This is a genomic window from Pseudomonas sp. FG1 (genome assembly GCF_034313875.1).
GTDB classification, from domain to species: domain Bacteria; phylum Pseudomonadota; class Gammaproteobacteria; order Pseudomonadales; family Pseudomonadaceae; genus Aquipseudomonas; species Aquipseudomonas veronii.
This window is the reverse complement of sequence record NZ_JAVIWP010000001.1, coordinates 5,176,742-5,200,621: the sequence shown is the minus strand read 5'-3', so window position 1 is coordinate 5,200,621 and position 23,880 is coordinate 5,176,742. Positions and strand designations below refer to the sequence as shown.

Below are 23,880 nucleotides of genomic sequence, written 5' to 3'. Positions count from 1 at the left end.
GTTTATTTTTCGGCCACTTAAGCGAGTGCGAAAAGGCATAAATAAGACGGTCCTGAAGGGCATGAATTCCTCTCGCGCATGCTCGAAGGCAAGGCGCTGGCGGGTGTGCGGATCAGTAGCAGGGAAAACGAACTGCACTACGACTTCAGCGACACCGAATAACGACTGTTGGAATGCGGTTTAAATGTGGGAGGGGGCTTGCCCCCGATGGCGGTGAATCAGTCACCAGATGCATCAACTGACACACTGCTATCGGGGGCAAGCCCCCTCCCACATTTGCAGCCGGTTTCTTCAGCTATTACGCAATTTACGGGTTAACCGATGCTATTCAACCAAACCTCACGCCTGGCCAAAATCACCAGTCCCCTCGGGCCGGACGTGCTGTTGCTCAATCAAATGGGTGGCGGCGAAGAGTTGGGCCGGCTGTTCGCCTATGAGCTGCAACTGACCTCCCTGGACGCCAACATCGACCTCAACCAGTTGCTGGGCAAGCCGATGAGCGTCGGCGTGCAATTGGCGGACGACGGCGAGCGGCACTTTCACGGCATCGTCGCGCAGTGCAGCCAGAGCATCGACCAGGGCCAGTTCGCCAGCTACCAGGTGACGCTGCGCCCGTGGCTGTGGCTGCTGAGCCGCACGTCGGACTGCCGGATTTTTCAGAACCTGAGCATCCCGCAGATCATCAAGCAGGTGTTCCGCGACCTCGGCTTTTCCGACTTCGAAGACGCCCTGAGCCGGCCGTACCGCGAGTGGGAATACTGCGTGCAGTACCGCGAGACCAGCTTCGATTTCGTCAGCCGCTTGATGGAACAGGAAGGCATCTACTATTTCTTTCGCCATGAACAGGACCGCCACGTGCTGGTGCTGGCCGATGCCTACGGCGCCCACGCCACGGTGCCGGGCTACGTGTCGATTCCGTACTACCCCAAGGACGAGCAGCAACGCGAACGCGACCACCTGTACAACTGGCACCTGGCCCAGCAAGTGCAGCCGGGCTCGCTGGAGCTCAACGACTACGACTTCCAGCGCCCCAGCGCGAGCATCGACGTGCGCTCGGCGATGCCGCGCCCGCACGCCGCCGGCGACTACCCGCTGTACGACTACCCCGGCACCTACGTGCAAAGCGCGGACGGCGAACACTACGCGCGCACCCGCATCGAAGCCCTGCAAACCCTGCATGAACAAATCGAATTCAACGGCAACGCCCGCGGCCTCGGTTCCGGCCACCTGTTCAGCCTCACCGGCTTCAGTCGCCAGGACCAGAACCGCGAATACCTGATCGTCGGCTGCCGCTATTACATCGTTCAGGAAAGCCTGGAAAGCGGCGGCGGTTCAAGCTCGGCGCAGTTCGACAGCAGCCTGACCTGCATCGACGCCCAACAAAGCTTCCGCCCGCTGGCCAACACCTATCGCCCCATCGTCAAAGGCCCGCAGACCGCGCTGGTGGTCGGCGCCAAGTCTGACAGCGCCGCCACGCGCTATACCATCGAAGCTGGAGACAGTATTCGCCTAGTGTGCGGCGACAGTGTGATTGAGCTCACGGCAGACGGAGCCATCAACCTGACCTGTGGCTCGTTCAATCTGTTTTCCTCCGGCAGCAGCAAGATCCAGACACAAGGCAAACTGGATATCAACCAGGGCAGTGACGAGGGCACATCACCCGGTCAGCAGGGTGTGCGAGCCACTATCCATAACGCCGTCGAATCAACATTTGCGGACAAGCCGGGCGCCGGCCAATAACGAGATACTTGCACCATGAACTACTTGATCAATGAAGCCCAATTCACCTTGCCCGATGCAGCCTTACAGGATGCCTCGATCAATATCCTCAAGTTCGCCCACCTGGGCACCACGCTGGTCGTCAGCCGTAGCCCGCTGGCGGACGGCGAAACGTTGCAAAGTAACTTCGAAGCGCAGCTCAAGACGCTCGAACAACAGGAGAAGTACCTTCGTTACTCGCCAGTGCAAGCCATAAAGGTGGGGGCCGCACTGGATGTCGATGCCTATGAAGTGCAGAACAGTTTCAACAAAGGCAGCGACAGCTTTTACCAGTACCAGTTGGCGCTGCAACTACCGGGCACACGCCGCCTGATCGCGTTGAGTTACGTCAAGACCCAACCCCTCGGGCCCGCCGAAGCGGCTCACTGGGCAACGCTAAAGAGCACGCTTAGCTTCTTCGCCACACCCTGAATCACACGGAGCCAAACCGACTGCTACTCAATCCCCCCAAGAATACCTGACCAACCCGATCAACAATTCTTGATCGCCATCAAGCGGTTTTCACCCTCCACCTTCCTATCATGACCCCCGCCAAGCCATGAGGAAGCGACCATGTCAGAGACCTTCACCAAGGGCATGGCCAGGAACATCTATTTCGGAGGAAGCGTGTTCTTCTTCCTGATTTTCCTGGCCTTGACCTACCACACCGAACAAACCTTTCCCGCCCGTAGCAATGTCGACCAGCTCACTGAATCGGTGATCCGAGGCAAGAGCGTCTGGGAGCGTAATAACTGCGTCGGTTGCCACACCCTGTTGGGCGAAGGCGCGTACTTTGCGCCGGAGCTGGGCAATGTGTTCAAGCGTCGTGGGGGTGACGAAGGGTTCAAGCCGTTCCTGCACGCCTGGATGAAAATGCAGCCCCTTGGGGTGCCGGGGCGTCGCGCCATGCCGCAATTCAACCTCAGCGACCAGGAGGTGGACGATATGGCCGAGTTCCTCAAATGGAGCTCGAAGATCGATACCAATAACTGGCCACCCAACAAGGAGGGCTGAGCCATGCGCAGCGCCAATCCCTATCTGAAATTCCAATCCCAGGCCGTGGCCAAACCCTACTTTGTGTTTGCCTTGATCCTGTTCGTCGGCCAGGTGCTGTTTGGCCTGATCATGGGCCTGCAATACGTGGTGGGCGACTTTCTGTTCCCGTTGATCCCCTTCAACGTGGCGCGGATGGTCCATACCAACCTGTTGATCGTCTGGCTGTTGTTCGGCTTCATGGGCGCCGCCTATTACCTGATACCCGAGGAGGCCGACCGCGAGCTGCACAGCCCCAAACTGGCGATCTTGCTGTTCTGGGTGTTTGCCGCAGCCGGGGTGTTGACCATCCTCGGTTACCTGTTGGTGCCCTATGCGGCACTGGCCAAGCTGACCCATAACGAACTGCTGCCGACCATGGGCCGCGAGTTCCTCGAGCAACCGACCATTACCAAAATGGGCATCGTGGTGGTGTGCCTGGGCTTTCTCTACAACATCGGCATGACCCTGCTCAAGGGCCGCAAAACCACGGTCAGCATGGTGATGATGACCGGCCTGATCGGCCTCGCGGTGTTCTTCCTGTTCTCCTTCTACAACCCCGGCAACCTCGCACGTGACAAGTTCTACTGGTGGTGGGTGGTGCATCTTTGGGTAGAAGGCGTGTGGGAACTGATCATGGGCTCGATGCTGGCGTTCGTGCTGATCAAGGTCACCGGCGTCGACCGTGAAGTGGTGGAGAAATGGCTGTACGTGATCATCGCCATGGCTTTGATCACCGGGATCATCGGCACCGGGCACCACTTCTTCTGGATCGGCGCACCCGAGGTGTGGCTGTGGGTCGGCTCGATCTTCTCGGCCCTGGAGCCGCTGCCGTTCCTGGCGATGGTGATGTTCGCCTTCACCATGGTCAAACGTCGGCGGCGCCAGCACCCGAACCGCGCGGCGACCTTGTGGGCCAAGGGCACCACGGTGACGGCGTTCTTCGGCGCCGGGGTCTGGGGCTTCCTGCATACGCTGGCACCGGTCAACTTCTACACCCACGGTACCCAGCTCACGGCGGCCCACGGTCACCTGGCGTTCTTCGGGGCCTACGCGATGATCGTGATGACCCTGATCAGCTACGCCATGCCACGCTTGCGCGGCCTCGGCGAAGCGCCCGATGCGCGTTCGCAGACCATTGAAATCTGGGGCTTCTGGCTGATGGTGCTGTCGATGGTGATGATCACCTTGCTCCTCACCGCAGCCGGTGTGGTGCAGGTGTGGTTGCAGCGCTGGCCGGCGGACGGTGTGGCCTTGCCGTTCATGGCCACGGTCGAGCATTTGACCGTCTTGTTCTGGGCCCGGTTGGCCAGTGGCGTGGTGTTCCTGCTGGGGCTGCTCTGCTACCTGTACAGCTTCCGCCAACGCCAAGCCGTCGCCGGTGCGCCGGCGCCGATTGTGTATTGATCGTCAATCCCTAAGACGGCGGCCCGGCTGGTACAGCGGGCCGTTTTACGTTTGGAGCACGGCTCATGGCCTTTACCCTGGAATTGGAAGAGTGGGTCGGCAGCGTCTGGCACCGCTTCATCACCCGCCGTGCCAATGTCGATTTCCCCGAGGCGCAGGTCGCGCTGACGGACCATCAGCGCAGCCTGGCCCTGTTGTTCCGCGCCCTGGGCGGCGCTGGCGGGATGGCGCTGGAGGCGGCCTGCGAGCGCGACCTGTTGCTGCGCCGCAACCTGTTGATGCGTATCGCCGGCACCTGCAAGCAAGCCCCCCTGGCGTCCTGCGACGGTAACCGCTTGCGCTTGCCGGCACGCCTGGCGGTATTTCCCGACGCGGCGCTGAATCACGAGTTGTACCGCTGGCTGGCGCTGCTCGCGGCCCACGCCGGGCCGATGAGCCACTGGGCCCGCGACAACCAACGCTGGACCTGGCTGCTGTTGCAGCGCTACCCGGCGATGCTGCCGCGCTACCAACGCCTGGTGGAGGCGCACCTGCAACTGCGCCCCGACCCCGCCAGCCTCAAACCCGACGAAGCCGCCCTGGAGCGGGCCTTGCGCAAGGCCCTGCGCGAACCCGGCAGCGTGCGTCACTTGCCGCGCAGTTCACGGGCCGCCTGGCCGTTGCCGTTATGGCTGTACCCGGCGCTGCAGTTGGACACCGCGCAAAATACCGACCTGGAGGAGGAGGGCGACGACCTCTCAGCCCCGCCCGGCGAGCAGCAAGGCGGGCCCAAGCGTGCCACCCGCGTTGACGACGCGAGCCGCGATGGCGGCCTGCTGGTGGTGCGCCTGGAAAACCTGTTCAGTTGGAGCGAACACGTCGACCTCGATCGCTGGTCCGACGACAGCCAGGACCCGGACGCCGCCCGCGTCGCCGAAGACCTCGACCAGTTGAGCCTGTCGCGCCAGCGCGTGCGCAAGAGCGGCGGGCTCAAGCTGCACCTGGATCTGCCGCCCGCCGATGTCGACGACATCCCCTTGGGCGACGGCATCAAGTTGCCCGAGTGGGATTACCGCCGGCAGTGCTTGCAGGAAGGCTTCGTCAACCTGCAATTGATGCAGCCGCGTTGCGACGCACCGCAACCCTTGCCCGCGCGGTTGCAGGCCCAGGCCCAGCGCTTGCGCCGGCAATTCCAGAGCCTGCGCACCGACCGCCAATGGCAGCGCCAGCAGCCCCAGGGGTCAGAGGTCGACCTGCAGGCCTGGCTGGATTTTCATGTGCAGCGCCAGCAGGGCGCCTGCGCCGAACGCGGGCTGTTCCTTGAACAACGCCACACCCACCGCGACCTGGCGTGCCTGTTGCTGGCCGATCTGTCGATGTCCACCGATGCCCATGTCAACGATGAGCAAAAGGTCATCGATGTGATACGCGACAGCCTGCTGCTGTTCGGCGAAAGCCTGGCCGGGGCAGGGGATCGCTTTGCGTTGTATGGGTTTTCTTCACTGCGGCGGCACCAGGTGCGCTTGCAGGTGCTCAAAACGTTCCAGCAAGCCTATGACGACCGCACGCGCGGCGCGATCCAGGGCCTCAAGCCGGGCTACTACACGCGCATGGGCGCGGCTATCCGTCAGGCTACCCAGTTGCTGGGCGCCTGCCCGCAGCGGCGTAAGTTGCTGTTGTTGATCACCGACGGCAAGCCCAATGACCTGGACCTGTATGAGGGACGTTATGGCGTGGAGGACACGCGCCAGGCGGTGGTCGAAGCGCGGCGCCAGGGCTTGATTCCGTTCTGCATCACCATCGACAAACAGGCCGGCGACTATCTGCCGTACATGTTCGGCGCCCATGGTTTTACCCTGATCCATCGCCCCGAACAATTACCGCAACGCCTGCCGCAGCTGTATCGGCAGTTGACCGAGACTCAGTAAAAGTCCCTGGGCAACCAGAAGAACATCACCACGCAGAACAGCGTCAGGCCCAGGCAGAACCACTGGAAACGCTTCAGTCGGCGCGCCTGGGTGCTGGCGTGGGCCTCGGGCAGCGGTGTGGCGCAACGCTCGCACAGGTCGCGCTCCACGGCATTGCCGTGCTGGCAGACCAGGCAGGTTTTCACTCGAATTGCTCCAGGCGCGGGCGGTCGAGAATTGCGATCTGCCGGCCGTCCTGGGTGATGATTTTCTCGTCGATCAAGCGTCGGATAATCCGCGAAAACGTCTCCGGCTGGATCGACAGGTGCCCGGCAATCAGTTGCTTGGCCATCGGCAGCTCGAAGCTGCAGTCGGTAGTGCTTTGCAAGCGCACCAGTTGCGTGAGCAGGTAGCGCACCACACGGTGGGTGGCGTTTTTCAGCGACAGGGTTTCGATCTCGTTGACCCGCTGGTGCAGGCGCACGCACAACTTGCCGAGCAGGGCGAAGGTCAGGCGGCTGTTGCTCTGCAGCAAACGCATGTAGGTGAGATTGGACAGCCGGTACAACTGCGTGGGGCACACCGCTTCGGCGCACGCTACGTAGTTGGGCGTATCCATCAGCATCATGGCTTCGGCGAAGGTCTGCCGTTCGCCGATCACCTCGAACACCTTCTCCTGGCCGTCCGGGGTGAGGCGGTAGATTTTCACCGCGCCGGCGATCACGAAGTAGAACGCATCGGCCGGTTCGCCCTGGCGGAACAGCGGTTCGCCTTTGTCGACACTGAGCAATTGGCTGCTACTCATCAGTTCGTTCAACTGCGCCTCGTCCAGGGGTTCGAACAAGTGGTGGCTGCGCAGGATCTGGTGATGAACACGATGGAGCACCATCTTGACCTCGGGGAATATCGGGAAGGGATACCCAAGGTTAATCCTGTTGGCGTCGGCCGTACTTGATCTACGACAAGGGCAGCGCACAGGCAACGCTGCACGATCGTCGCAGTGAACGCTTGTGAAAGTGCGCTATGCGCGGGCCGCGGCGAGGCTGGGCGCGGCCCGGGCAAACAATATGTCGTTCTCCAGGCGGATGTGTTCGCGCAGGTCGGCATGGAAGGCGCTCAGCTCGCGGTACAGGCTGCGCCAGGTATTACAGGCCTCGGCCGGCGGGGTGATCTGGTTCGTCAGGCTCAACAACTGCTCCAGGGCCTCGGCGTGTTGGTCGTGCTCGTAGCGCATCACCTGGATCGGCGTCGACGCCTGCGGCCCCATGCCCATTTGCAGCATCGGGAACAATACCTGTTCCTCCTTGAGCATATGGCTCTCCAGTTCCTGCTGCATGTCGAGCAGCAGGTCGGCCAGGCCGTTGGGGCATTGCAGGTGCTGACCGTGGACCTGTTCGACGCGGCTCGCCATGCGGACCAGTTCCGGCAATTGCTCGCGATGACGTGCGTGGTAGCGCGCCAGCAGATGGTCGATCAAGTGGTCCTGGGTTTGGGTGTTCCAGTCGCTCACGGTCATCGGGCTTTCCTCATCGGCAGTACGGGTATGAACCAGTGATTGCAGGCAGCGTGCCAATTTTAACGCATTGAAAAGTAACGATTTATCCCGGAGTAAGGTAATCATGACCACACGCTGCCAGGGTGCTCTGAACCCCAGGAGGGTCGAAATGACCGCGCCGCTCGACGGCATCCTCGGCCAGAGCGCGGTGTTGCAGGAGTTGCTCGACGAGCTGGCGTTGCTGGCCGAAACGCAGTTGCCGGTGTTGTTGCTCGGCGAAACCGGGGTCGGCAAAGAGCTGTTCGCGCGGCGCCTGCATCGCCTGTCGCAACGCGGCAACAAGCCTCTGGTGCAGGTCAACTGCGCGGCGCTGCCGGAGGCGTTGGCCGAAAGCGAGCTGTTCGGTCACGTCAAGGGCGCCTTCTCCGGCGCCACCCACGACCGCGCCGGGCGGTTCGATGCGGCCAACGGCGGCACCTTGTTCCTCGATGAGGTCGGCGAATTGCCCTTGAGCATCCAGGCCAAGCTGCTGCGTACCCTGGAGAATGGCGAGATCCAACGCCTGGGCGCCGATCGGCCATTGCATGTGGATGTCCGCATCATCGCCGCCACCAATCGCCACCTGCCCGACCGCGTGCGTGACGGCCTGTTTCGCGCCGACCTGTATCACCGGCTGTCGGTGTACCCGCTGCCGATCCCGGCGTTGCGCGAGCGTGGCGAGGATGTGTTGCTGCTGGCGCGGCATTTCGCTGAGCTCAACCGCGAGCGCCTGGGCTTGCATGACCTGCAACTGTCGCCGGCGGCGCAACAGGCGCTGCTCGAGTACGCCTGGCCGGGCAATGTGCGTGAGCTGGAGCATGTGATCAGTCGCGCCGCGTTGAAGCAGCTCAGTCGTGGCGAACCGCGCAGTTCGGTGATCCGCCTGGAACCGCACGCTCTGGGCCTGGACACGGCCGCCGTCGCGGTGGAACGAGCCATGCCCGCGTCATCGATCGAGGCCTTCCAACCCTTGGCGGTGGCGGTGGACGAGTGCCAGCGCTGGAACATTCGCCACGCCCTGGAACACTGCGCCGGCAATTGGGCGAGTGCCGCGCGTTTGCTCGGCGTGGACGCGAGCAACCTGCACAAGCTGGCGCGGCGCCTGAAGCTCAAGTAAGGGGTGTGACAACACGCCAGCTGTGCGTATCTGCCGCACTACCTACCGGCCAGACTTGATTCTGGTCAAGGGCCACCTGCCATCACCACCCCTACCATCCGTCCCATCTTCAGCCCGACGCCTCAAGGGACTCCATGACTCGCTCCGCGCGCTTGACACGCCACTGGCTGACGCTGCTGGTGGTGTTGCTCATCACCAGCTTCACCGCCCAGGCCCGGCCTTACGGCGACATCGAACAGCAGCGTATCGAACGCGCTTTCCCCGCCCAGGATGCGGTCTCCGCACCCGACGGTCCGTTCAAGGTGCGGACCATTTCGACTGCCGGCAAGCCCATTGGCTACGTGTTCCAGAGCCTGGATGTGGTGGCGATCCCGGCGTATTCAGGCAAACCGATCAATACCCTGGTGATCCTCGACGCCGCCGGGGTGATCCGCGATGCCTACGTACTGGAACACCACGAGCCGATCCTGTTGATCGGTATTCCCGAGATCAAACTGCACGAATTCACCGCGCACTATTCCGGCGTCGATGTGCGCCAGCGCGTGGTGGTCGGGCGTTCCAGCGATCCGAAGGCGGTGACGGTGGACGCGATTGCCGGCGCGACCGTGACCGCGATGGTGGTCAATGAAGTGGTGATGCGGGCGGCCCATGACGTGGCGGTGTGGCTCAAACTGATCGACGGCAAGGCCGCGACCGCGCAGAAAGTCGCGCTGATCCGCACCGACCGGTTTGACCCCGCCACCTGGGCACAATTGACCGGCAATGGCGCGATCCGCCGCCTGCATTTGACCCGGGGCCAGGTCGACGCGGCCTTCAAGGACACCGCCGCCGAAGGCGCCGAGGCCGCGGACGAGACCTTCATCGACCTCTATGTGGCCGACATCAACCCGCCGAGCATCGGCCGCAACCTGCTGGGCGAAGAGCACTACCGCACCCTGATGCAGGGGCTCAAACCCGGCGAACAGGCCATCGCCGTGCTCGGCCGTGGGCTGTTTTCGTTCAAGGGCTCGGGTTATGTGCGCGGCGGGATTTTCGACCGGGTGCAGTTGCGCCAGTTCGGCAACGTGATCAGCTTCCGCGACCTCGACCACCAGCGCATCGACGATGTCTACGCCGAGGGCATCCCGGCCTTCGACGAGATGTCGGTATTCATCGTGCGCCCGCAGGCCGGCTTCGACCCAGGCTCGCCCTGGACCCTGGAACTGCTGGTGCGGCGCCAGACCGGCCCGGTCAGCGGCACGTTCAGCAGCTTCGAATTGCCTTACCAGATGCCCGAACAGTACCTGGAACGGCCGCTGCCCACCGCCGCCGAACAAGCCGCGCTGGATGAGGCCAGCCGCCCACTGTGGTTGAGCATCTGGTACCAGAAACAGGTGCAGGTCATGGTGCTCGGCGTCGCGCTGCTGCTGCTTACCGCAATCCTGTTCCTGCAGGACAGCCTGGCCCGGCGCCCGCGCCTGCTGCACTGGCTGCGCCGCGGCTACTTGGTGTTTACCGTGGGGTTCATCGGCTGGTATGCGCTGGGGCAGTTGTCGGTGGTCAATGTGCTGACCTTCGTGCATGCGCTGGTCCAGGACTTCCGCTGGGAACTGTTCCTCACCGACCCGCTGATCTTCATGCTCTGGGTCTTCACCGCCGCCAGCATCCTGTTGTGGGGGCGTGGGGTGTTCTGCGGCTGGCTGTGCCCGTTCGGGGCCTTGCAGGAACTGCTCAACGAGGCCGCGCGCCGCCTGAAGATCCGCCAGTTCGAATTGCCCTTCGCGGTGCATGAACGGCTGTGGGCGATCAAGTACCTGATCCTGCTGGTGCTGTTCGGCCTCTCCCTGGAATCCATGGCCACCGCCGAACGCTTTGCCGAAGTGGAACCGTTCAAGACCGCCATCACGCTCAAGTTCGACCGCCAGTGGTGGTTTGTGCTCTACGCCGTGGCGTTGCTGGTGATCAACCTGTTCACCCGCAAAGTCTACTGCCGCTACCTCTGTCCCCTCGGCGCCGCCCTGGCGATCCCCAGCAAATTCCGCCTGTTCGATTGGCTCAAGCGGCGCCAGGAATGCGGCAACCCGTGCCAGCTGTGCGCGAAGGAATGCGAGATCCAGGCGATCCACCCGGACGGCCATATCAACGCCAACGAATGCCACTACTGCCTCGACTGCCAGATGACCTGGCACAACGAAAACAAATGCCCGCCGCTGATCAACAAACGCAAGAAGCGCAACAAGGCGGCGCCCGAACAGATTCCCGTAGTGCAGATCAATCCCAACACTTGAAGGAGCAACCCATGAACGATACAGACGATAAACATGACGGCCTGACCCGGCGCAGTTTCCTCGGCACCGGTGCGGTGACCGGCGCCGTACTGGCGGGTGCGTCGGCCCTCGGCGGCGCGGTGTTTACCCGTGAATCCTTCGCGGCGGCGGCCAAGGACGCCAAATCGAAAATCCATGTGGAACCCGGCCAGCTCGACGATTACTACGGCTTCTGGAGTGGCGGTCACCAGGGCGAAGTGCGGGTGATGGGCGTCCCGTCGATGCGCGAGCTGATGCGTATCCCGGTGTTCAACGTCGATTCGGCCACCGGTTGGGGCCTGACCAACGAGAGCAAGCGCATCCTCGGCGAGGGCGCCAAGTACTCCAACGGCGATTGCCATCACCCGCACTTGTCCACCACCGACGGCCACTACGACGGCAAGTACCTGTTTATCAATGACAAGGCCAACAGCCGGGTGGCGCGCATCCGCCTGGACATCATGAAGTGCGACAAAATCCTCACCGTACCGAACGTCCAGGCCATCCACGGCCTGCGCCTGCAAAAGGTGCCCTACACCAAGTACGTGTTCTGCAACGCCGAATTCATCATCCCGCACCCCAATGACGGCCGAAACTTCGACCTGCAGGATCGCAACAGCTTCACCATGTTCAACGCCATCGATGCGGAAAAAATGGAGATGGCCTTCCAGGTGATCGTCGACGGCAACCTCGACAACGCCGACATGGACTACACCGGCAAGTACGCAGCGGCCACCTGCTACAACTCGGAAAAGGCCACCGACCTGGCCGGCATGATGCGCAATGAGCGCGACTGGGTGGTGGTGTTCAACATCCCGCGCATCGAAGCGGCGATCAAGGCCGGCAAGTTCATCAATGTGGACGGCGTCAAGGTGCCGGTGGTGGACGGACGCAAATCCGAGGACGGCAAGGACAGCGAGTTCACCCGCTACATTCCGGTGCCGAAAAACCCCCACGGCTGCAACACCTCGCCGGATGGCAAGTACTTCATCGCCAACGGCAAGCTGTCGCCGACCTGCACCATCATCGCCATCGACAAACTCGACGACCTGTTCAGCGGCAAGATCAGCGACCCGCGCGGTGTGGTGGTCGGTGAACCGGAGCTGGGCCTGGGCCCGCTGCACACCACCTACGACGGACGCGGCTTTGCCTACACCACGCTGTTCATCGACAGCCAGGTGGTCAAGTGGAACATCGCCGAGGCCATCCGTGCCTATGGCGGCGAGAAGGTCAACTACATCAAGCAGAAGCTCGATGTGCAGTACCAGCCCGGTCACAACCATGCGTCGCTGACCGAAACCCGCGACGCCGACGGCCAGTGGCTGGTGGTCTTGAGCAAGTTCTCCAAGGACCGCTTCCTGCCCACCGGCCCGCTGCACCCGGAAAACGACCAGTTGATCGACATCTCCGGCGATGAAATGAAACTGGTCCACGACGGCCCGGCCTTCGCCGAGCCCCATGACTGTGTGATGGCGCGTCGCGACCAGATCAAGACCAAGAAAATCTGGGAGCGCAACGATCCATTCTTCGCCGAAACGGTGGCCATCGCCAAGAAGGACGGGATCAACCTGGAAACCGACAGCAAGGTGATCCGCGACGGCAACAAAGTGCGCGTGTACATGACCTCCATGGCCCCGGCCTACGGGCTTTCGGAGTTCACCGTCAAACAGGGCAATGAAGTCACCGTGACCATCACCAATATCGACATGATCGAAGACGTGACCCACGGCTTTGTCATGGTCAACCACGGCGCGAGCATGGAAATCAGCCCGCAGCAGACCTCGTCGATCACGTTCATTGCCGACAAGCCCGGGCTGCATTGGTACTACTGCAGCTGGTTCTGCCATGCCCTGCACATGGAAATGGTCGGGCGGATGAAGGTCGAGCCCGCCTGACACGCTGTTTGAGAAACGACACAAGGCAAATGTGGGAGGGACGGTGCGACGATTCGACTTGCTCCCGATGGCGGTGAATCAGTCACAGATGCATCAACTGACACACCCTCATCGGGAGCAAGTCGAATCGTCGCACCGTCCCTCCCACTTTTAGCCGCATTTCCTTTAAGAGGACATCATCGTGGCTCGATCACTCGTCATCCTGGTGATGCTGATAGTGGCTTCGGCGGGAGCGGTCGCCGCCGTTCGCCCCATCACCGACTTACCCCTGCAAGCCGACGGCCCCAACCGTTGGCGCTTGCCTGCTGGCGAGTACCGGGGCTCGTTCCGCATCGACCAACCGCTGCAATTGACCTGCGCCCCCGGCGCCATCTTCCAGGCCGAAGGGCAGGGCAACGGCCTGCTGATCAGCGCGCCGGATGTCAGCGTCCAAGGCTGCACATTCCTCGATTGGGGCGACGACCTCACGGCCATGAACGCCGCTGTGTTCATCCAGCCCCAGGCGCGCGGCGCGCAAGTGCTGGGCAACCGCCTGCAAGGCCAGGGCTTTGGCATCTGGGTCGATGGCACCCAGGACGTGAGCGTGATCGGCAACCGCATCCAGGGTGACACCTCGGTACGTTCGCAGGACCGGGGCAACGGCATTCACCTGTACGCGGTACACGGTGCCCGCGTCATCGATAACCACGTGCGCGACACCCGCGACGGCATCTACATCGACACCTCCAACGGCAACCTGCTGCAAGGCAACACCCTGGAAGACCTGCGCTACGGCATCCACTACATGTTTGCCAACGACAACCAGGTCCTGGGCAACACCACCCGCCGCACCCGCACCGGCTATGCGTTGATGCAAAGCCGCAAGCTGACGGTGATCGGCAATCGCTCCGAGCAGGACCAGAACTACGGCATCCTGATGAACTACATCACCTATTCGACCTTGCAGGACAACGTCGTCACCGATGTGCGCGACGGCTCCACCGGCGACACCATGATCGCCGGCGGCGAAGGCAAGGCACTGTTCATCTACAACTCGCTGTTCAACCGCATCGAAAACAACCGCTTCGCGCGCAGCGCGGTGGGCATCCACCTGACCGCCGGCTCCGAAGACAACCGCATCGCCGGCAACGCCTTCATCGACAACCAGCGCCAGGTCAAATACGTCGCCAGTCGCTTGCAGGAATGGTCGGCGGACGGCCGGGGCAACTACTGGAGCGACTACCTCGGCTGGGACCGCAACGGCGATGGCCTCGGCGATGTGGCGTATGAGCCGAACGACAACGTCGACCGCCTGCTGTGGTTGTACCCCCAGGTGCGGCTGTTGATGAACAGCCCCGGCATCGAGTTGCTGCGCTGGGTGCAACGTGCGTTTCCGGTGATGAAGTCGCCGGGTGTGATGGACAGCCACCCCCTGATGCAAGCCCCCACTCAGAAGGAACCTGCATGATGAATGTCGTCGAGATCGAAGGCGTCAGCCAGCGCTATGGGCGTGCCACGGTACTGCACGACCTGGACCTGAGCCTGGCCCCCGGCGAAGTCCTGGGGTTGTTCGGGCACAACGGCGCGGGCAAGACCACGGCGATGAAGCTGGTGCTCGGTCTGCTGCGCGCCAGCGCCGGCGAGGTGCGAGTGTTCGGCCGTGCGCCGAGTGATCCCCACGTGCGCCGCTGGCTCGGTTACCTGCCGGAAAACGTCACGTTCTATGCACAGTTGAGCGGCGTCGAAACCCTGCGTCACTTCGCCCGGCTCAAGGGCGCGCCGATGCATCAGGTCGACAGCCTGCTGGACGACGTCGGCCTGACTGCGGCGGCAGGGCGGCGGGTCAAGACCTATTCCAAGGGCATGCGCCAGCGCCTCGGGTTGGCCCAGGCCTTGCTCGGCGAGCCGCGCCTGTTGCTGCTCGACGAACCCACCGTGGGCCTCGACCCGTTCGCTACCCAGGACTTGTATCGCCTGCTCGACCGCCTGCGTGCGGCCGGCACCAGCACCATCCTGTGTTCCCACGTGCTGCCGGGCGTCGAGGCGCACATCAACCGTGCGGCGATCCTGACCCAGGGCCGCCTGCTGGCCTTGGGCAGCCTGGCGCAGTTGCGCGCCGAGGCCGGCTTGCCGACGCTGATCCGCACCTGCGGCTTGCAGCGCGTCGAATCGCTGCAACAACGCTGGAGCGCCGCCGGCCATGTCACCCGGCGCTGGGGCGTCGAAGGGCTGCAAGTGGCGGCGCACAACGGCAGCAAGGTGCAACTGCTGCGCCAACTGCTGGCCGAGGACAGCCCCAGCGACGTGGAAATCCTGCCGCCGTCCCTTGAAGACATCTACCGGCATTACATGGACAGCGCGATGGTCACGGCACAGGAGGCGGCCTTATGAACCCGATCTGGAACATGGCCCGCAAAGAGTTCTGCGACGGCCTGCGCAACCGTTGGCTGTTGGCGATCAGCCTGTTGTTCGCGGTGCTGGCCATCGGCATCGCCTGGCTGGGCGCCGCCGCCGCCGGGCAACTGGGCTTCACCTCGATCCCGGCGACCATCGCCAGCCTGGCCAGCCTGGCGACGTTCCTGATGCCGCTGATCGCGCTGTTGCTGGCCTACGACGCGATCGTCGGCGAAGACGAGAGCGGCACCTTGTTGCTGTTGCTCACCTATCCGTTGGGGCGCGGGCAGATCCTGCTCGGCAAGTTCGTCGGCCATGGGCTGATCCTCGCGCTGGCCACGGTCCTCGGCTTCGGCTGCGCGATGCTCGCCATTGCGTTGCTGGTCGACGACGTGGACTTCGCCATGCTGCTCTGGGCCTTTGGCCGGTTCATGCTGACCTCGGCCCTGCTTGGCTGGTGCTTTCTCGGGCTGGCTTATGGCCTGAGCAGCCTGTGCGCGGAAAAATCCACCGCCGCCGGGCTGGCGCTCGGCGTGTGGTTCTTCTTCGTGCTGGTCTTCGACCTGGCGCTGCTGGCCTTGCTGGTGCTCAGCAAAGGCCAGTTCAACCCGCAGGGGCTGCCCTGGTTGCTGCTGCTCAACCCCACCGACGTGTATCGGTTGATCAACCTCTCGGGTTTCGGTACGGGCACCCACTCCGTCGGGGTCATGGCCCTGGGTTCGGACCTGGACGTGCCGCCGCTGGCCCTGTGGGCGTGCCTGCTGGCGTGGGTGGCCGTGCCGCTGGCGCTGGCCTACGGGCTGTTCCGCCGCCGCGCGGCGTGAGGATTTTTTATGACTGCTGGAGTGAGTGAAATGGGTTTCAAGACACGGGTAGTGGCGGCCTTGCTGGTCGGCTTGTTGATGAGCGCCTGCGACAAGGCGCCGGAGTCGAGCTTCAGTGACGCGCCGGTGGCGTTTCATCCCAACGACGAGTGCCACGTGTGCGGTATGGTGATCAACGAATTCCCCGGGCCCAAGGGCCAAGTGGTGGAGCGGGGCGGGGTGAAGAAATTCTGTTCTACCGCCGAAATGCTCGGCTGGTGGCTGCAACCGGAAAACCGGCACGACGACGCGAAGCTGTACGTACACGACATGGGCCGCAGCCAATGGAATGCACCGGACGACAAGCACCTGATCGACGCCCGCACCGCGTACTACGTGATCGGCACCGGGCTCAAGGGCGCCATGGGCGTGGTACTGGCTTCGTTTGCCGATGAGGCCAAAGCGCAGAAAGTCGCGGCGGACACCGGTGGTCGGCTGTTGCGTTTCGAGCAGATCGACCTGGCGTTGTTGCAGCAACCGATGCCGATGATGCACAGCGGGCATTGACCGCGAGGGGGTATCAACCGGCTTGATACCCCATCAACTGTTCTGCGTTCAGGATTCGAATGGTGCGTTGGCGCACCTCGATCAACCCGCCTTCCACCAGCCGATGCAGAATCCTCGAAAACGTCTCCGGCTGAATCCCCAGCTTCGACGCCACCAGGCGCTTGGGCACCTGCAACACCACCTCACCGCTGACGTCGTCGCGCTCCTGGAACAGGAAATTGATCACCCGGCGACTGGCATTGGCCAGGGTCAGGGTGTCGATGTCCTGGAGGCGCTGATGCAGGTGAATACTCATGCTCGCCAGAATCGCCAGGCAAATGGCCGGTTGGTCTTCCAGGGCGCGGCGATAGTGTTGGCCTTCGATACTCACCAGCACGCTGTCCTTGAGCGCGGTGCCGCTCACCGGGTACGCCTTGGCCTGGGTGAACAGCAGCGCTTCGGCAAACGTCTGGCCGGGGCGGATGACTTCCACCAGATGCTCCTGACCTTCGCCAGTGACCCGGTGCAGCTTGATCTGGCCGCTGACCAGCAGGAAGAACCGATCGGCGGGATCGCCCTGGTGCATGAGCGGGGTGTGATTGGGCAAACGCTTGAGACTGGCCAGGGTGCAGACATCCTGGAAGGTTTTTTCAGGCAGCCGGCTGAACAGGTGATGCCTGCGCAGGGTTAGAACGATGTTGGGATGGGTGAGCATAAGGGCCTCCGCGGTTCATCAGGGTAGGGCGGCCCGGGGTTTGGGGATATGCCTCGAAGGGGGTACCTCTTCCCATGTTTGGTCAGGTTGGGTTAAAGAGACGGCCTTAATGTGAGAGGGGGCTTGCCCCCGATGGCGGTGGATCTGACCTCATTCTGTATTTACTCTTGCTCTTAGGCGCGGCCTTATAGCCAACCTGATCCTGCAAGCCGAACGCGGTCAAAAATGTGGGAGGGGGCTTGCCCCCGATGGCGGTGGATCAGTCATGCAAGTAGTGGCTGACACACTGCTATCGGGGGCAAGCCCCCTCCCACATTTGGATCTCCATGGGTCAGATAGACCTCATTCTGTATTTGCTCTTGCTCTTAGGCGCGGCCTTATAGCCAACCTGATCCTGGAAGCCGAACGCGGTCAAAAATGTGAGAGGGGGCTTACCCCCGATCGCGGTGAATCAGTCATGCATGTAGTGGCTGACAGACTGCTATCGGGGGCAAGTCCCCTCCCACATTTGGATCTCCATGGGGCAGATAGACCTCGTTCTGTATTTGCTCTTGCTCTTAGGCGCGGCCTTATAGCCAACCTGATCCTGCAAGCCGAACGCGGTCAAAAATGTGGGAGGGGGCTTGCCCCCGATGGCGGTGGAGCAGTCATGCATGTAGTGGCTGACAGACTGCTATCGGGGGCAAGCCCCTCCCACATTTGGATCTCCGTGGGTCAGATAGACCTCATTCTGTATTTGCTCTTGCTCTTAGGCGCGGCCTTATAGCCAACCTGATCCTGGAAGCCGAACGCGGTCAAAAATGTGGGAGGGGGCTTGCCCCCGATGGCGGTGAATCAGTCATGCAAGTAGTGGCTGACAGACTGCTATCGGGGGCAAGCCCCTCCCACATTTGGATCTCCATAGATCAGATAGACCTTGCTCTGCTTTTGATCTGTTCTTGCTCTTGCTCTCGCTCTTGCTCTTGCCCGAGCATTAGCGAGGTGCCGAGTGTTGGGGCAAGAGCCCTTTGGTTATTTTGGGAGTTTTCCAAGATGACCCACTGTAAGAGCGGAGCCACCAGCCGCCGCTACCGAAGAAACAGATATGTACCCAATCCCCCGAAAAACCATCAACCCGCCTGCCGCAAGTGCTCCATCGCCCAAACCGCCGCCTCCACCCGTGACCGCAACCCCAACTTATGCAGCAGATTCTTCACATGCACCTTCACCGTCCCTTCGGTAATCCCCAACTTATGCCCGATCACCTTATTGCTGTAGCCACTGGCAATCGTGCGCAGCACCTGCCGTTCTCGCTCCGTCAAGTCCACTGCCGCATGGGGTTGCGGCGAGCGCAGTGCCTGGGCCAGCACCCGCGTCAACCCGGGGCTGATCACCAGCGCTCCATGCAACGCATCACGGATGAACTCCACCACCAACTCCGGCTCCATGTCTTTAAGCAGATACCCGTTGGCATCCAGGCGCAATGCATCGCGAATGTCATCCTCGGCATCGGACACGGTAAACAGCAGCACCTTGCCCGCATAGTTCATGGCGCGCAGGCGGCGCAGGGTTTCCAGGCCGTTCATCTGCGGCATGTTGTTGTCCAGCAGCACCAGGTCCGGTTGCAGGGTTTCGATCTGGTCCAGGGCTTCCTGGCCATTGCCGGCTTCGCCGACCACCTGCAGATCGTCTTCGAGTTCGAGTATCTGACGCATGCCGTGGCGCATCATCGGGTGATCGTCGACCAGCAAAATGCGGTGGCGGGGGAGTGTGCTCATGGGAGGTTACCTTGTAGAGGTTGCCCGAGAAATTCCGGTTGAAAACGTAAATGCACCCGCGTGCCCTGGGGCTCGCGGGGGCTGATGTCGAGTTGGCCGTGCAGGCTGCGCGCGCGTTCGTCCATGATGGTCAGGCCGTGGTGTTCGCGTTGGTCGACGGCGCCGCAAAAGCCACGGCCGTCGTCCTCGATGCTCAGGCTCACGGTCTCGCCCTCCTGGCGCAGTTGCAGCCAGGCGTTTTGCGCATGGGCGTGGCGCAGGCAGTTGGACAGGGCTTCGCGGGTGATCTGCAGCAAGTGGATCTGTTCGCTGGCCGACAATTGGAAGGCGAGGGCGTCGACGTGCAGGTGGACCTGGAATTCGCCGCGCCGGGAGAACTCTTCGGCGGTTTCCGATAGCTCCTGTACCAACCCGGCATCGTGGATTTGCAGGCGGAAGGTGGTCAGCAGCTCGCGCAGTTGGCGGTAGGCGTTGTTCAGGCCGTCGCGCAGTTCGGCGGTGACGGTGGCCAGGGTTTCCACGGGTTCGCCCCGGCGGATCAGGGTTTGCATGCGGCTGACTTGCAGCTTCATGTACGACAGCGCCTGCGCCAGGGAGTCGTGCAGTTCCCGGGCGATGATGGTGCGCTCGTCGAGCAGCAGCAAACGATGGTCCTGTTCGCGCTGGCGTTTGAGCGACAGCGAAGTGCCGATCAGGTTGGCCAGGGCCTGGATCAATTGCTTTTCCCAGTCTTGCGGAGGGTGGCCATCGTCGAAGTGGGCCTTGAGTTCGCCCAGTTCCGAGCCCTGGTTGCTGATGCTGAATATCTGCGGCGGCGCCACTTTGTGTTTATGGCAGCTCGCGCAATCGCCGATGGCGCAGATGTTACGGCTGTCGCCGCCGTGCAAGGCGAGCATCTGCTGGGCCGGTGCGAGGAAGTGGCCTTGCAGGCACAACGACAGGCGCAACCCCGGCAGGCGTTTCTGGAAGCGCCGGATCAATTCGTCCAGGCCCTCGGCATTGGCCAGGCGCGTGGCCAGGCTGCTGCTGCTCTGGTACAGCAGTTCGAGGGCGGCGTTGGCTTGTTGCAGGTTGAGGGTCTTGAGGCGCACCTGGCTTTCCAGGGTGCGGTGGGACGCCTCGATGGTCTCGGCCATGGTGTTGAAGCTCAGGGCCAGTTGCCCCAGCTCATCTTCGGAGCGGTGGTTGACCCGGGTCTTGAAATCGCCGTCGCGAAAGCGCCGGGTGGCCTGTACCAGTTCCTGCAAAGGGTTGACCACGCCGTACTGCAACTCATACAGGCCGATCAACAGGATGATCAACGTGCTGAACAGCGCCAGGCCCTGGATGCCTTGCTGCCAGCTTTGTTTGCGTTCGCTCTGTTGCTGCAACAGGCTGACGAATTGATTCATTTGCTCGACGAATGTCGGCGCGCTGGCCTGGAACTGTGCCGTATCACCGCGCGTCAGGGCCGGGCGCAGCTCGTCGTTCCAGCGTTGCTGGATCTGTTGGTAGCTCTGCAGCAGGGCGCTGTTCGGGCCGTCTTCCAGCACCGCCTTGAGCGAGTCGCTGTCGAGGCGCCCTTGCAGGCTCTGGGTGATGCTGTCGATCTCTTCGGCCGGCGCGGCGGCGGCGAGCCGCCAGCTGAGGTGGTAGGTCTCCATACGCACGGAGCCGGCGGTGTTGATTGCGGCGGCGTCGCCCTGGCTGAACCAGGCGATCAGCCCCGCACTCAAGGAACTGGCAAGGGCCAGGATAGCGATCAGGATCACAGCCAAGCCGGCGCGTGCGGGCAGGGAGCTGCGTAGCCAGCTAAACATCACGGCGTAGTCGGAGGGGGGAGAAAGCCTGCATGGCGGCACCTGAAAAGGAAAAACGAGCTGGAAAACGGCGATCCCTGGCGCACTACCTCTAAAGAGTTGCCGGCAAACCCTCCCACGGGAAAACGCCGGCACAAGAGATCAATCCATTGATAAATAAAGACTTTCTCTTGTTATAGGAACTACCTCCTTAGAGGTATATGGGATCAGCATAGCCTTATACCCACCTGGCCGACGTTGATCTGCGTCAAGTTCCAAGGGGGTGTCGCCCCTAACCTGCGCTCATGAAATCACCTTTCGGAGCGCATACCGTGACTCAACCCCGTATAAGACAAGGCTTGGTGCTGGGCATGAGCACGCTGGCCTTCACCGTCTGCTTTATGGTGTGGATGATGTTCGCCGTGTTGGGCGTGCCCATCAAAGAGCTGCTGCAACTCAACGAAACCCAGTTTGGCCTGCTGGCCGCCACGCCGGTCTTGACCGGTTCCCTGGTGCGCCTGCCCCTGGGCTTGCTGACTGACCGCTTCGGCGGGCGCATCGTGTTCTTCCTGTTGATGCTGGCCTGCGTGCTGCCGCTGTACCTGATCACCTACGCCACCGCTTATTGGCAGTTCCTGGTGCTGGGCCTGTTTGTCGGCCTGGCCGGTGGTTCGTTCTCGGTGGGCATCGCCTACGTCGCCAAGTGGTTCGACAAGGACAACCAGGGCTTCGCCATGGGCGTGTTCGGCGCCGGTAACGCCGGGGCCGCGGTCACCAAGTTCCTCGCTCCGGCGCTGATCGCCCTCGGCACCTGGCACCTGGTGCCCAAGGTGTTCGGCGCGATCCTGTTCATCACCGCGCTGTTGTTCTGGTTCCTCACCAGCGAGAACAAGGCCCACCGCAGTGCCGGCGGCGCCACCTTGCGCGAGCAACTGCGGTGCCTGAAAGACCCGGCCGTGTGGCGCTACTGCCAGTACTACTCGATTGTCTTCGGCGGCTACGTCGGCCTGGCTTTGTGGATGACCAAGTACTACGTACAGGAATACGGTTTCAGCCTGCAAAGCGCGGCGCTGCTGGCCGCCTGTTTCTCCCTGCCCGGCGGTGTGCTGCGCGCAGTCGGCGGTTGGATGTCCGACCGCTGGGGCGCCCAGAGCGTGACCTGGTGGGTGTTGTGGGTGAGCTGGGTCTGCCTGTTCCTGCTCAGCTACCCGCAGACCCAATTGCAGGTGCAGACCGTCAACGGTCCCCTGGATTTGCACATCGGCCTCAACCCCACCCTGTTCACCGTGCTGCTGTTCGTGATGGGCATCGCCTTCGCGTTCGGCAAAGCCTCGGTGTTCAAGTACATCGCCAATGACTACCCGCAGAACATGGGCGCGGTGTCCGGCATCGTCGGCCTGGCCGGTGGCCTGGGGGGCTTTGTGCTGCCGATTCTGTTTGGCGCCCTGGTGGACCTCACCGGCGTGCGCTCGTCCTGCTTCATGTTGATGTACGGCGTGGTCTGGGTGTCCCTGACCTGGATGTACCTCAGCGAAATCCGCAAACAACCGCTGCTGGGCAACACCGCCCAACGTCTCCAAGGAGAATGAACATGTCCATCGCGCAAAAGCCCGATTCGGGCCCGGTGATTCACGACTGGCGCCCCGAGGACCCCGCGTTCTGGGGGGCCAGCGGCAAAAAGACCGCTACCCGCAACCTGTGGATCTCGATTCCCGCGCTGCTGCTGGCCTTCGCCGTGTGGATGGTGTGGAGCACGGTGATCGTGCGCCTCAACGCCATCGGCTTCAGCTTCACCACCGACCAGCTGTTCTGGCTGGCGGCGTTGCCCGGCCTGTCCGGCGCGACCTTGCGGGTGTTCTATTCGTTCATGGTGCCGATCTTCGGCGGGCGTCGCTGGACTGCCCTGAGCACCGCGTCGCTGTTGCTGCCGGCGCTGTGGATGGGCTTCGCGGTGCAAGACCCCAACACCCCTTACAGCGTGTTCGTGCTGATCGCCTTGTTGTGCGGCTTTGGCGGCGGCAACTTCGCCTCCAGCATGTCCAACATCAGCTTCTTCTACCCCAAGGCGCAGCAAGGCACGGCCCTGGGCCTGAACGCCGGCCTCGGTAACCTGGGCGTGTCGGTGATGCAGTTTTGCGTGCCGCTGGTGATCACCTTCGGGGTGTTCGGCATGGTCGGCGGGCAAGCGCAAACCCTGCCCGACGGTAGCCAGCTGTGGCTGCAGAACGCCGGGTTCATCTGGGTGCCGTTCATCCTCACCGTCACCGTGGCGGCCTGGTTCGGCATGAATGACCTGTCCAGCGCCCGCGCTTCGTTCAGCGAGCAGGCGGTGATCTTCAAACGCAAGCACAACTGGCTTATGTGCTGGTTGTACCTGGCGACCTTCGGTTCGTTCATCGGCTTTTCGGCGGCGTTCCCGCTGCTGATCAAAACCTCGTTTCCGGACGTGGTGGCGTTGAAGTTCGCCTTCCTCGGCCCGCTGGTCGGCGCCCTGGTGCGCCCACTGGGCGGCTGGCTGGCGGACAAACTGGGTGGCGCGCGAGTGACCCTGTGGAACTTCGTGCTGATGATCGTGATGGTATTCGGCGTGCTGCACTTCCTGCCGCAGAACGGCCAGGGCGGCAACTTCTACGGCTTCCTCGGCCTGTTCATGTTGCTGTTCATCACCACAGGCGTGGGCAACGGCTCCACCTTCCGCATGATCCCGGTGATCTTCCGCACCCAGCACGAGAAAGCCAGCGCCGGTAAATCCGCCGCCGAGCGCGAGCAGGCCATCAAGAATGCCGGCAAGGAATCCGCCGCCGTACTGGGGTTCAGTTCGGCCATGGGCGCCTTCGGTGCGTTCTTCATTCCCAAGTCCTTCGGCACCTCCATGGCCGCCACCGGTAGCCCGGCGATGGCCTTCTACATGTTTGTCGGTTTCTACCTGAGCTGCATTGTCGTGACCTGGTGGTGGTATGCCCGCAAAGGTTGCGCCACCCCCTGCTAGTCCGA

At 62.5% G+C, this 23,880-nt stretch carries 18 protein-coding genes and 3 pseudogenes; 15 read left to right on the top strand and 6 right to left on the bottom strand.

From position 1 onward, the window contains the following. Positions 1 to 63: 63 nt before the first annotated feature. From RGV59_RS31850 to RGV59_RS23615, 6 genes and pseudogenes are all read left to right on the top strand, one after another. Positions 64 to 162: pseudogene (locus RGV59_RS31850) on the top strand (hypothetical protein); the annotation flags it as partial. A gap of 159 nt (positions 163 to 321) precedes the next feature. Beyond that, a complete protein-coding gene (gene vgrG / locus RGV59_RS23635) occupies positions 322 to 1,740 on the top strand; it encodes a type VI secretion system tip protein VgrG (RefSeq protein ID WP_322247060.1) in 1,419 nt (472 codons plus the stop codon). A 15-nt stretch (positions 1,741 to 1,755) separates the two neighbouring features. Next, complete coding sequence (locus RGV59_RS23630; protein WP_046489201.1) at positions 1,756 to 2,190, top strand: DcrB-related protein; 435 nt, start codon at positions 1,756 to 1,758, stop codon at positions 2,188 to 2,190. 141 nt (positions 2,191 to 2,331) lie between these two features. Continuing rightward, positions 2,332 to 2,772 carry a c-type cytochrome gene (locus tag RGV59_RS23625; protein WP_017849342.1) on the top strand — a complete coding sequence of 147 codons (441 nt, stop codon included), beginning with the start codon at positions 2,332 to 2,334 and terminating at the stop codon, positions 2,770 to 2,772. Positions 2,773 to 2,775: 3 nt separating this feature from the next. After that, on the top strand, positions 2,776 to 4,197 hold the full coding sequence (locus tag RGV59_RS23620) for a cbb3-type cytochrome c oxidase subunit I (protein ID WP_046383075.1): 1,422 nt from the start codon (positions 2,776 to 2,778) through the stop codon (positions 4,195 to 4,197). Between the two features lie 65 nt (positions 4,198 to 4,262). Next, positions 4,263 to 6,104 (top strand): nitric oxide reductase activation protein NorD, encoded by a 1,842-nt coding sequence (locus RGV59_RS23615; RefSeq protein WP_017849340.1) that lies wholly within the window; start codon positions 4,263 to 4,265, stop codon positions 6,102 to 6,104. Here RGV59_RS23615 and RGV59_RS23610 read toward each other — a convergent pair. From RGV59_RS23610 to RGV59_RS23600, 3 genes and pseudogenes are all read right to left on the bottom strand, one after another. Continuing rightward, the gene (locus RGV59_RS23610; RefSeq protein WP_017849339.1) at positions 6,098 to 6,289 is read right to left on the bottom strand and encodes a hypothetical protein; all 192 of its coding nucleotides are present in this window, start codon (positions 6,287 to 6,289) and stop codon (positions 6,098 to 6,100) included. The two genes, RGV59_RS23615 and RGV59_RS23610, sit on opposite strands and share 7 nt — an antisense overlap. Continuing rightward, positions 6,286 to 6,972, bottom strand: coding sequence for a Crp/Fnr family transcriptional regulator (locus RGV59_RS23605; protein ID WP_046489199.1), 687 nt, complete (start codon positions 6,970 to 6,972; stop codon positions 6,286 to 6,288). The genes RGV59_RS23610 and RGV59_RS23605 overlap by 4 nt, the downstream gene beginning before the upstream one ends. A 132-nt stretch (positions 6,973 to 7,104) precedes the next feature. Then, a pseudogene (locus tag RGV59_RS23600) lies at positions 7,105 to 7,560 on the bottom strand (hemerythrin domain-containing protein); the annotation flags it as partial. A gap of 208 nt (positions 7,561 to 7,768) precedes the next feature. Here RGV59_RS23600 and RGV59_RS23595 point away from each other — a divergent pair. The 7 genes and pseudogenes from RGV59_RS23595 to RGV59_RS23565 all read left to right on the top strand — a co-directional run. Then, positions 7,769 to 8,734: pseudogene (locus RGV59_RS23595) on the top strand (sigma 54-interacting transcriptional regulator); the annotation flags it as partial. A gap of 134 nt (positions 8,735 to 8,868) precedes the next feature. Next, positions 8,869 to 11,001 carry a transcriptional regulator NosR gene (gene nosR / locus RGV59_RS23590; protein ID WP_017849335.1) on the top strand — a complete coding sequence of 711 codons (2,133 nt, stop codon included), beginning with the start codon at positions 8,869 to 8,871 and terminating at the stop codon, positions 10,999 to 11,001. An 11-nt stretch (positions 11,002 to 11,012) separates the two neighbouring features. Continuing rightward, positions 11,013 to 12,914 carry a TAT-dependent nitrous-oxide reductase gene (nosZ, locus tag RGV59_RS23585; protein WP_017849334.1) on the top strand — a complete coding sequence of 634 codons (1,902 nt, stop codon included), beginning with the start codon at positions 11,013 to 11,015 and terminating at the stop codon, positions 12,912 to 12,914. A 208-nt stretch (positions 12,915 to 13,122) separates the two neighbouring features. Continuing rightward, positions 13,123 to 14,361, top strand: a complete 1,239-nt coding sequence (locus RGV59_RS23580) for a nitrous oxide reductase family maturation protein NosD (protein WP_057006108.1) — start codon at positions 13,123 to 13,125, stop codon at positions 14,359 to 14,361. Further along, positions 14,361 to 15,284, top strand: a complete 924-nt coding sequence (locus tag RGV59_RS23575; RefSeq protein WP_102618651.1) for an ABC transporter ATP-binding protein — start codon at positions 14,361 to 14,363, stop codon at positions 15,282 to 15,284. The genes RGV59_RS23580 and RGV59_RS23575 overlap by 1 nt, the downstream gene beginning before the upstream one ends. Then, positions 15,281 to 16,111 carry an ABC transporter permease gene (locus RGV59_RS23570; RefSeq protein WP_102618650.1) on the top strand — a complete coding sequence of 277 codons (831 nt, stop codon included), beginning with the start codon at positions 15,281 to 15,283 and terminating at the stop codon, positions 16,109 to 16,111. The genes RGV59_RS23575 and RGV59_RS23570 overlap by 4 nt, the downstream gene beginning before the upstream one ends. Positions 16,112 to 16,141: 30 nt before the next feature. Beyond that, positions 16,142 to 16,657, top strand: a complete 516-nt coding sequence (locus RGV59_RS23565; protein WP_017849330.1) for a nitrous oxide reductase accessory protein NosL — start codon at positions 16,142 to 16,144, stop codon at positions 16,655 to 16,657. Positions 16,658 to 16,670: 13 nt separating this feature from the next. Here the strand turns inward: RGV59_RS23565 and RGV59_RS23560 are convergent, their stop codons facing one another. The 3 genes from RGV59_RS23560 to RGV59_RS23550 form a co-directional block, all read right to left on the bottom strand. Further along, the gene (locus tag RGV59_RS23560; protein ID WP_046383082.1) at positions 16,671 to 17,351 is read right to left on the bottom strand and encodes a Crp/Fnr family transcriptional regulator; all 681 of its coding nucleotides are present in this window, start codon (positions 17,349 to 17,351) and stop codon (positions 16,671 to 16,673) included. Positions 17,352 to 18,460: 1,109 nt separating this feature from the next. Then, positions 18,461 to 19,108, bottom strand: a complete 648-nt coding sequence (narL, locus tag RGV59_RS23555) for a two-component system response regulator NarL (RefSeq protein WP_017849328.1) — start codon at positions 19,106 to 19,108, stop codon at positions 18,461 to 18,463. Continuing rightward, complete coding sequence (locus tag RGV59_RS23550; RefSeq protein WP_126587235.1) at positions 19,105 to 20,907, bottom strand: HAMP domain-containing protein; 1,803 nt, start codon at positions 20,905 to 20,907, stop codon at positions 19,105 to 19,107. The genes narL and RGV59_RS23550 overlap by 4 nt, the downstream gene beginning before the upstream one ends. Positions 20,908 to 21,218: 311 nt before the next feature. Between RGV59_RS23550 and RGV59_RS23545 the strand changes: the two genes are divergently transcribed. Both RGV59_RS23545 and RGV59_RS23540 read left to right on the top strand, forming a co-directional pair. Continuing rightward, entirely contained in the window at positions 21,219 to 22,475 is a 1,257-nt protein-coding gene (locus RGV59_RS23545; protein WP_032804979.1) for an MFS transporter, read from the top strand. A gap of 2 nt (positions 22,476 to 22,477) precedes the next feature. Next, complete coding sequence (locus tag RGV59_RS23540; protein WP_046489190.1) at positions 22,478 to 23,875, top strand: NarK family nitrate/nitrite MFS transporter; 1,398 nt, start codon at positions 22,478 to 22,480, stop codon at positions 23,873 to 23,875. Positions 23,876 to 23,880 lie beyond the last annotated feature (5 nt).

Coding starts and splice junctions, on each gene's coding strand:
- RGV59_RS23570 (WP_102618650.1), top strand. CDS start 15,281: ATGAACCCGATCTGGAACATGGCCCGCAAAGAGTTCTGCGACGGCCTG.
- vgrG (WP_322247060.1), top strand. CDS start 322: ATGCTATTCAACCAAACCTCACGCCTGGCCAAAATCACCAGTCCCCTC.
- RGV59_RS23615 (WP_017849340.1), top strand. CDS start 4,263: ATGGCCTTTACCCTGGAATTGGAAGAGTGGGTCGGCAGCGTCTGGCAC.
- narL (WP_017849328.1), bottom strand. CDS start 19,108: ATGAGCACACTCCCCCGCCACCGCATTTTGCTGGTCGACGATCACCCG.
- RGV59_RS23580 (WP_057006108.1), top strand. CDS start 13,123: ATGCTGATAGTGGCTTCGGCGGGAGCGGTCGCCGCCGTTCGCCCCATC.
- nosZ (WP_017849334.1), top strand. CDS start 11,013: ATGAACGATACAGACGATAAACATGACGGCCTGACCCGGCGCAGTTTC.
- RGV59_RS23620 (WP_046383075.1), top strand. CDS start 2,776: ATGCGCAGCGCCAATCCCTATCTGAAATTCCAATCCCAGGCCGTGGCC.
- RGV59_RS23625 (WP_017849342.1), top strand. CDS start 2,332: ATGTCAGAGACCTTCACCAAGGGCATGGCCAGGAACATCTATTTCGGA.
- RGV59_RS23575 (WP_102618651.1), top strand. CDS start 14,361: ATGAATGTCGTCGAGATCGAAGGCGTCAGCCAGCGCTATGGGCGTGCC.
- RGV59_RS23540 (WP_046489190.1), top strand. CDS start 22,478: ATGTCCATCGCGCAAAAGCCCGATTCGGGCCCGGTGATTCACGACTGG.
- nosR (WP_017849335.1), top strand. CDS start 8,869: ATGACTCGCTCCGCGCGCTTGACACGCCACTGGCTGACGCTGCTGGTG.
- RGV59_RS23565 (WP_017849330.1), top strand. CDS start 16,142: ATGGGTTTCAAGACACGGGTAGTGGCGGCCTTGCTGGTCGGCTTGTTG.
- RGV59_RS23605 (WP_046489199.1), bottom strand. CDS start 6,972: ATGGTGCTCCATCGTGTTCATCACCAGATCCTGCGCAGCCACCACTTG.
- RGV59_RS23560 (WP_046383082.1), bottom strand. CDS start 17,351: ATGCTCACCCATCCCAACATCGTTCTAACCCTGCGCAGGCATCACCTG.
- RGV59_RS23630 (WP_046489201.1), top strand. CDS start 1,756: ATGAACTACTTGATCAATGAAGCCCAATTCACCTTGCCCGATGCAGCC.
- RGV59_RS23550 (WP_126587235.1), bottom strand. CDS start 20,907: ATGTTTAGCTGGCTACGCAGCTCCCTGCCCGCACGCGCCGGCTTGGCT.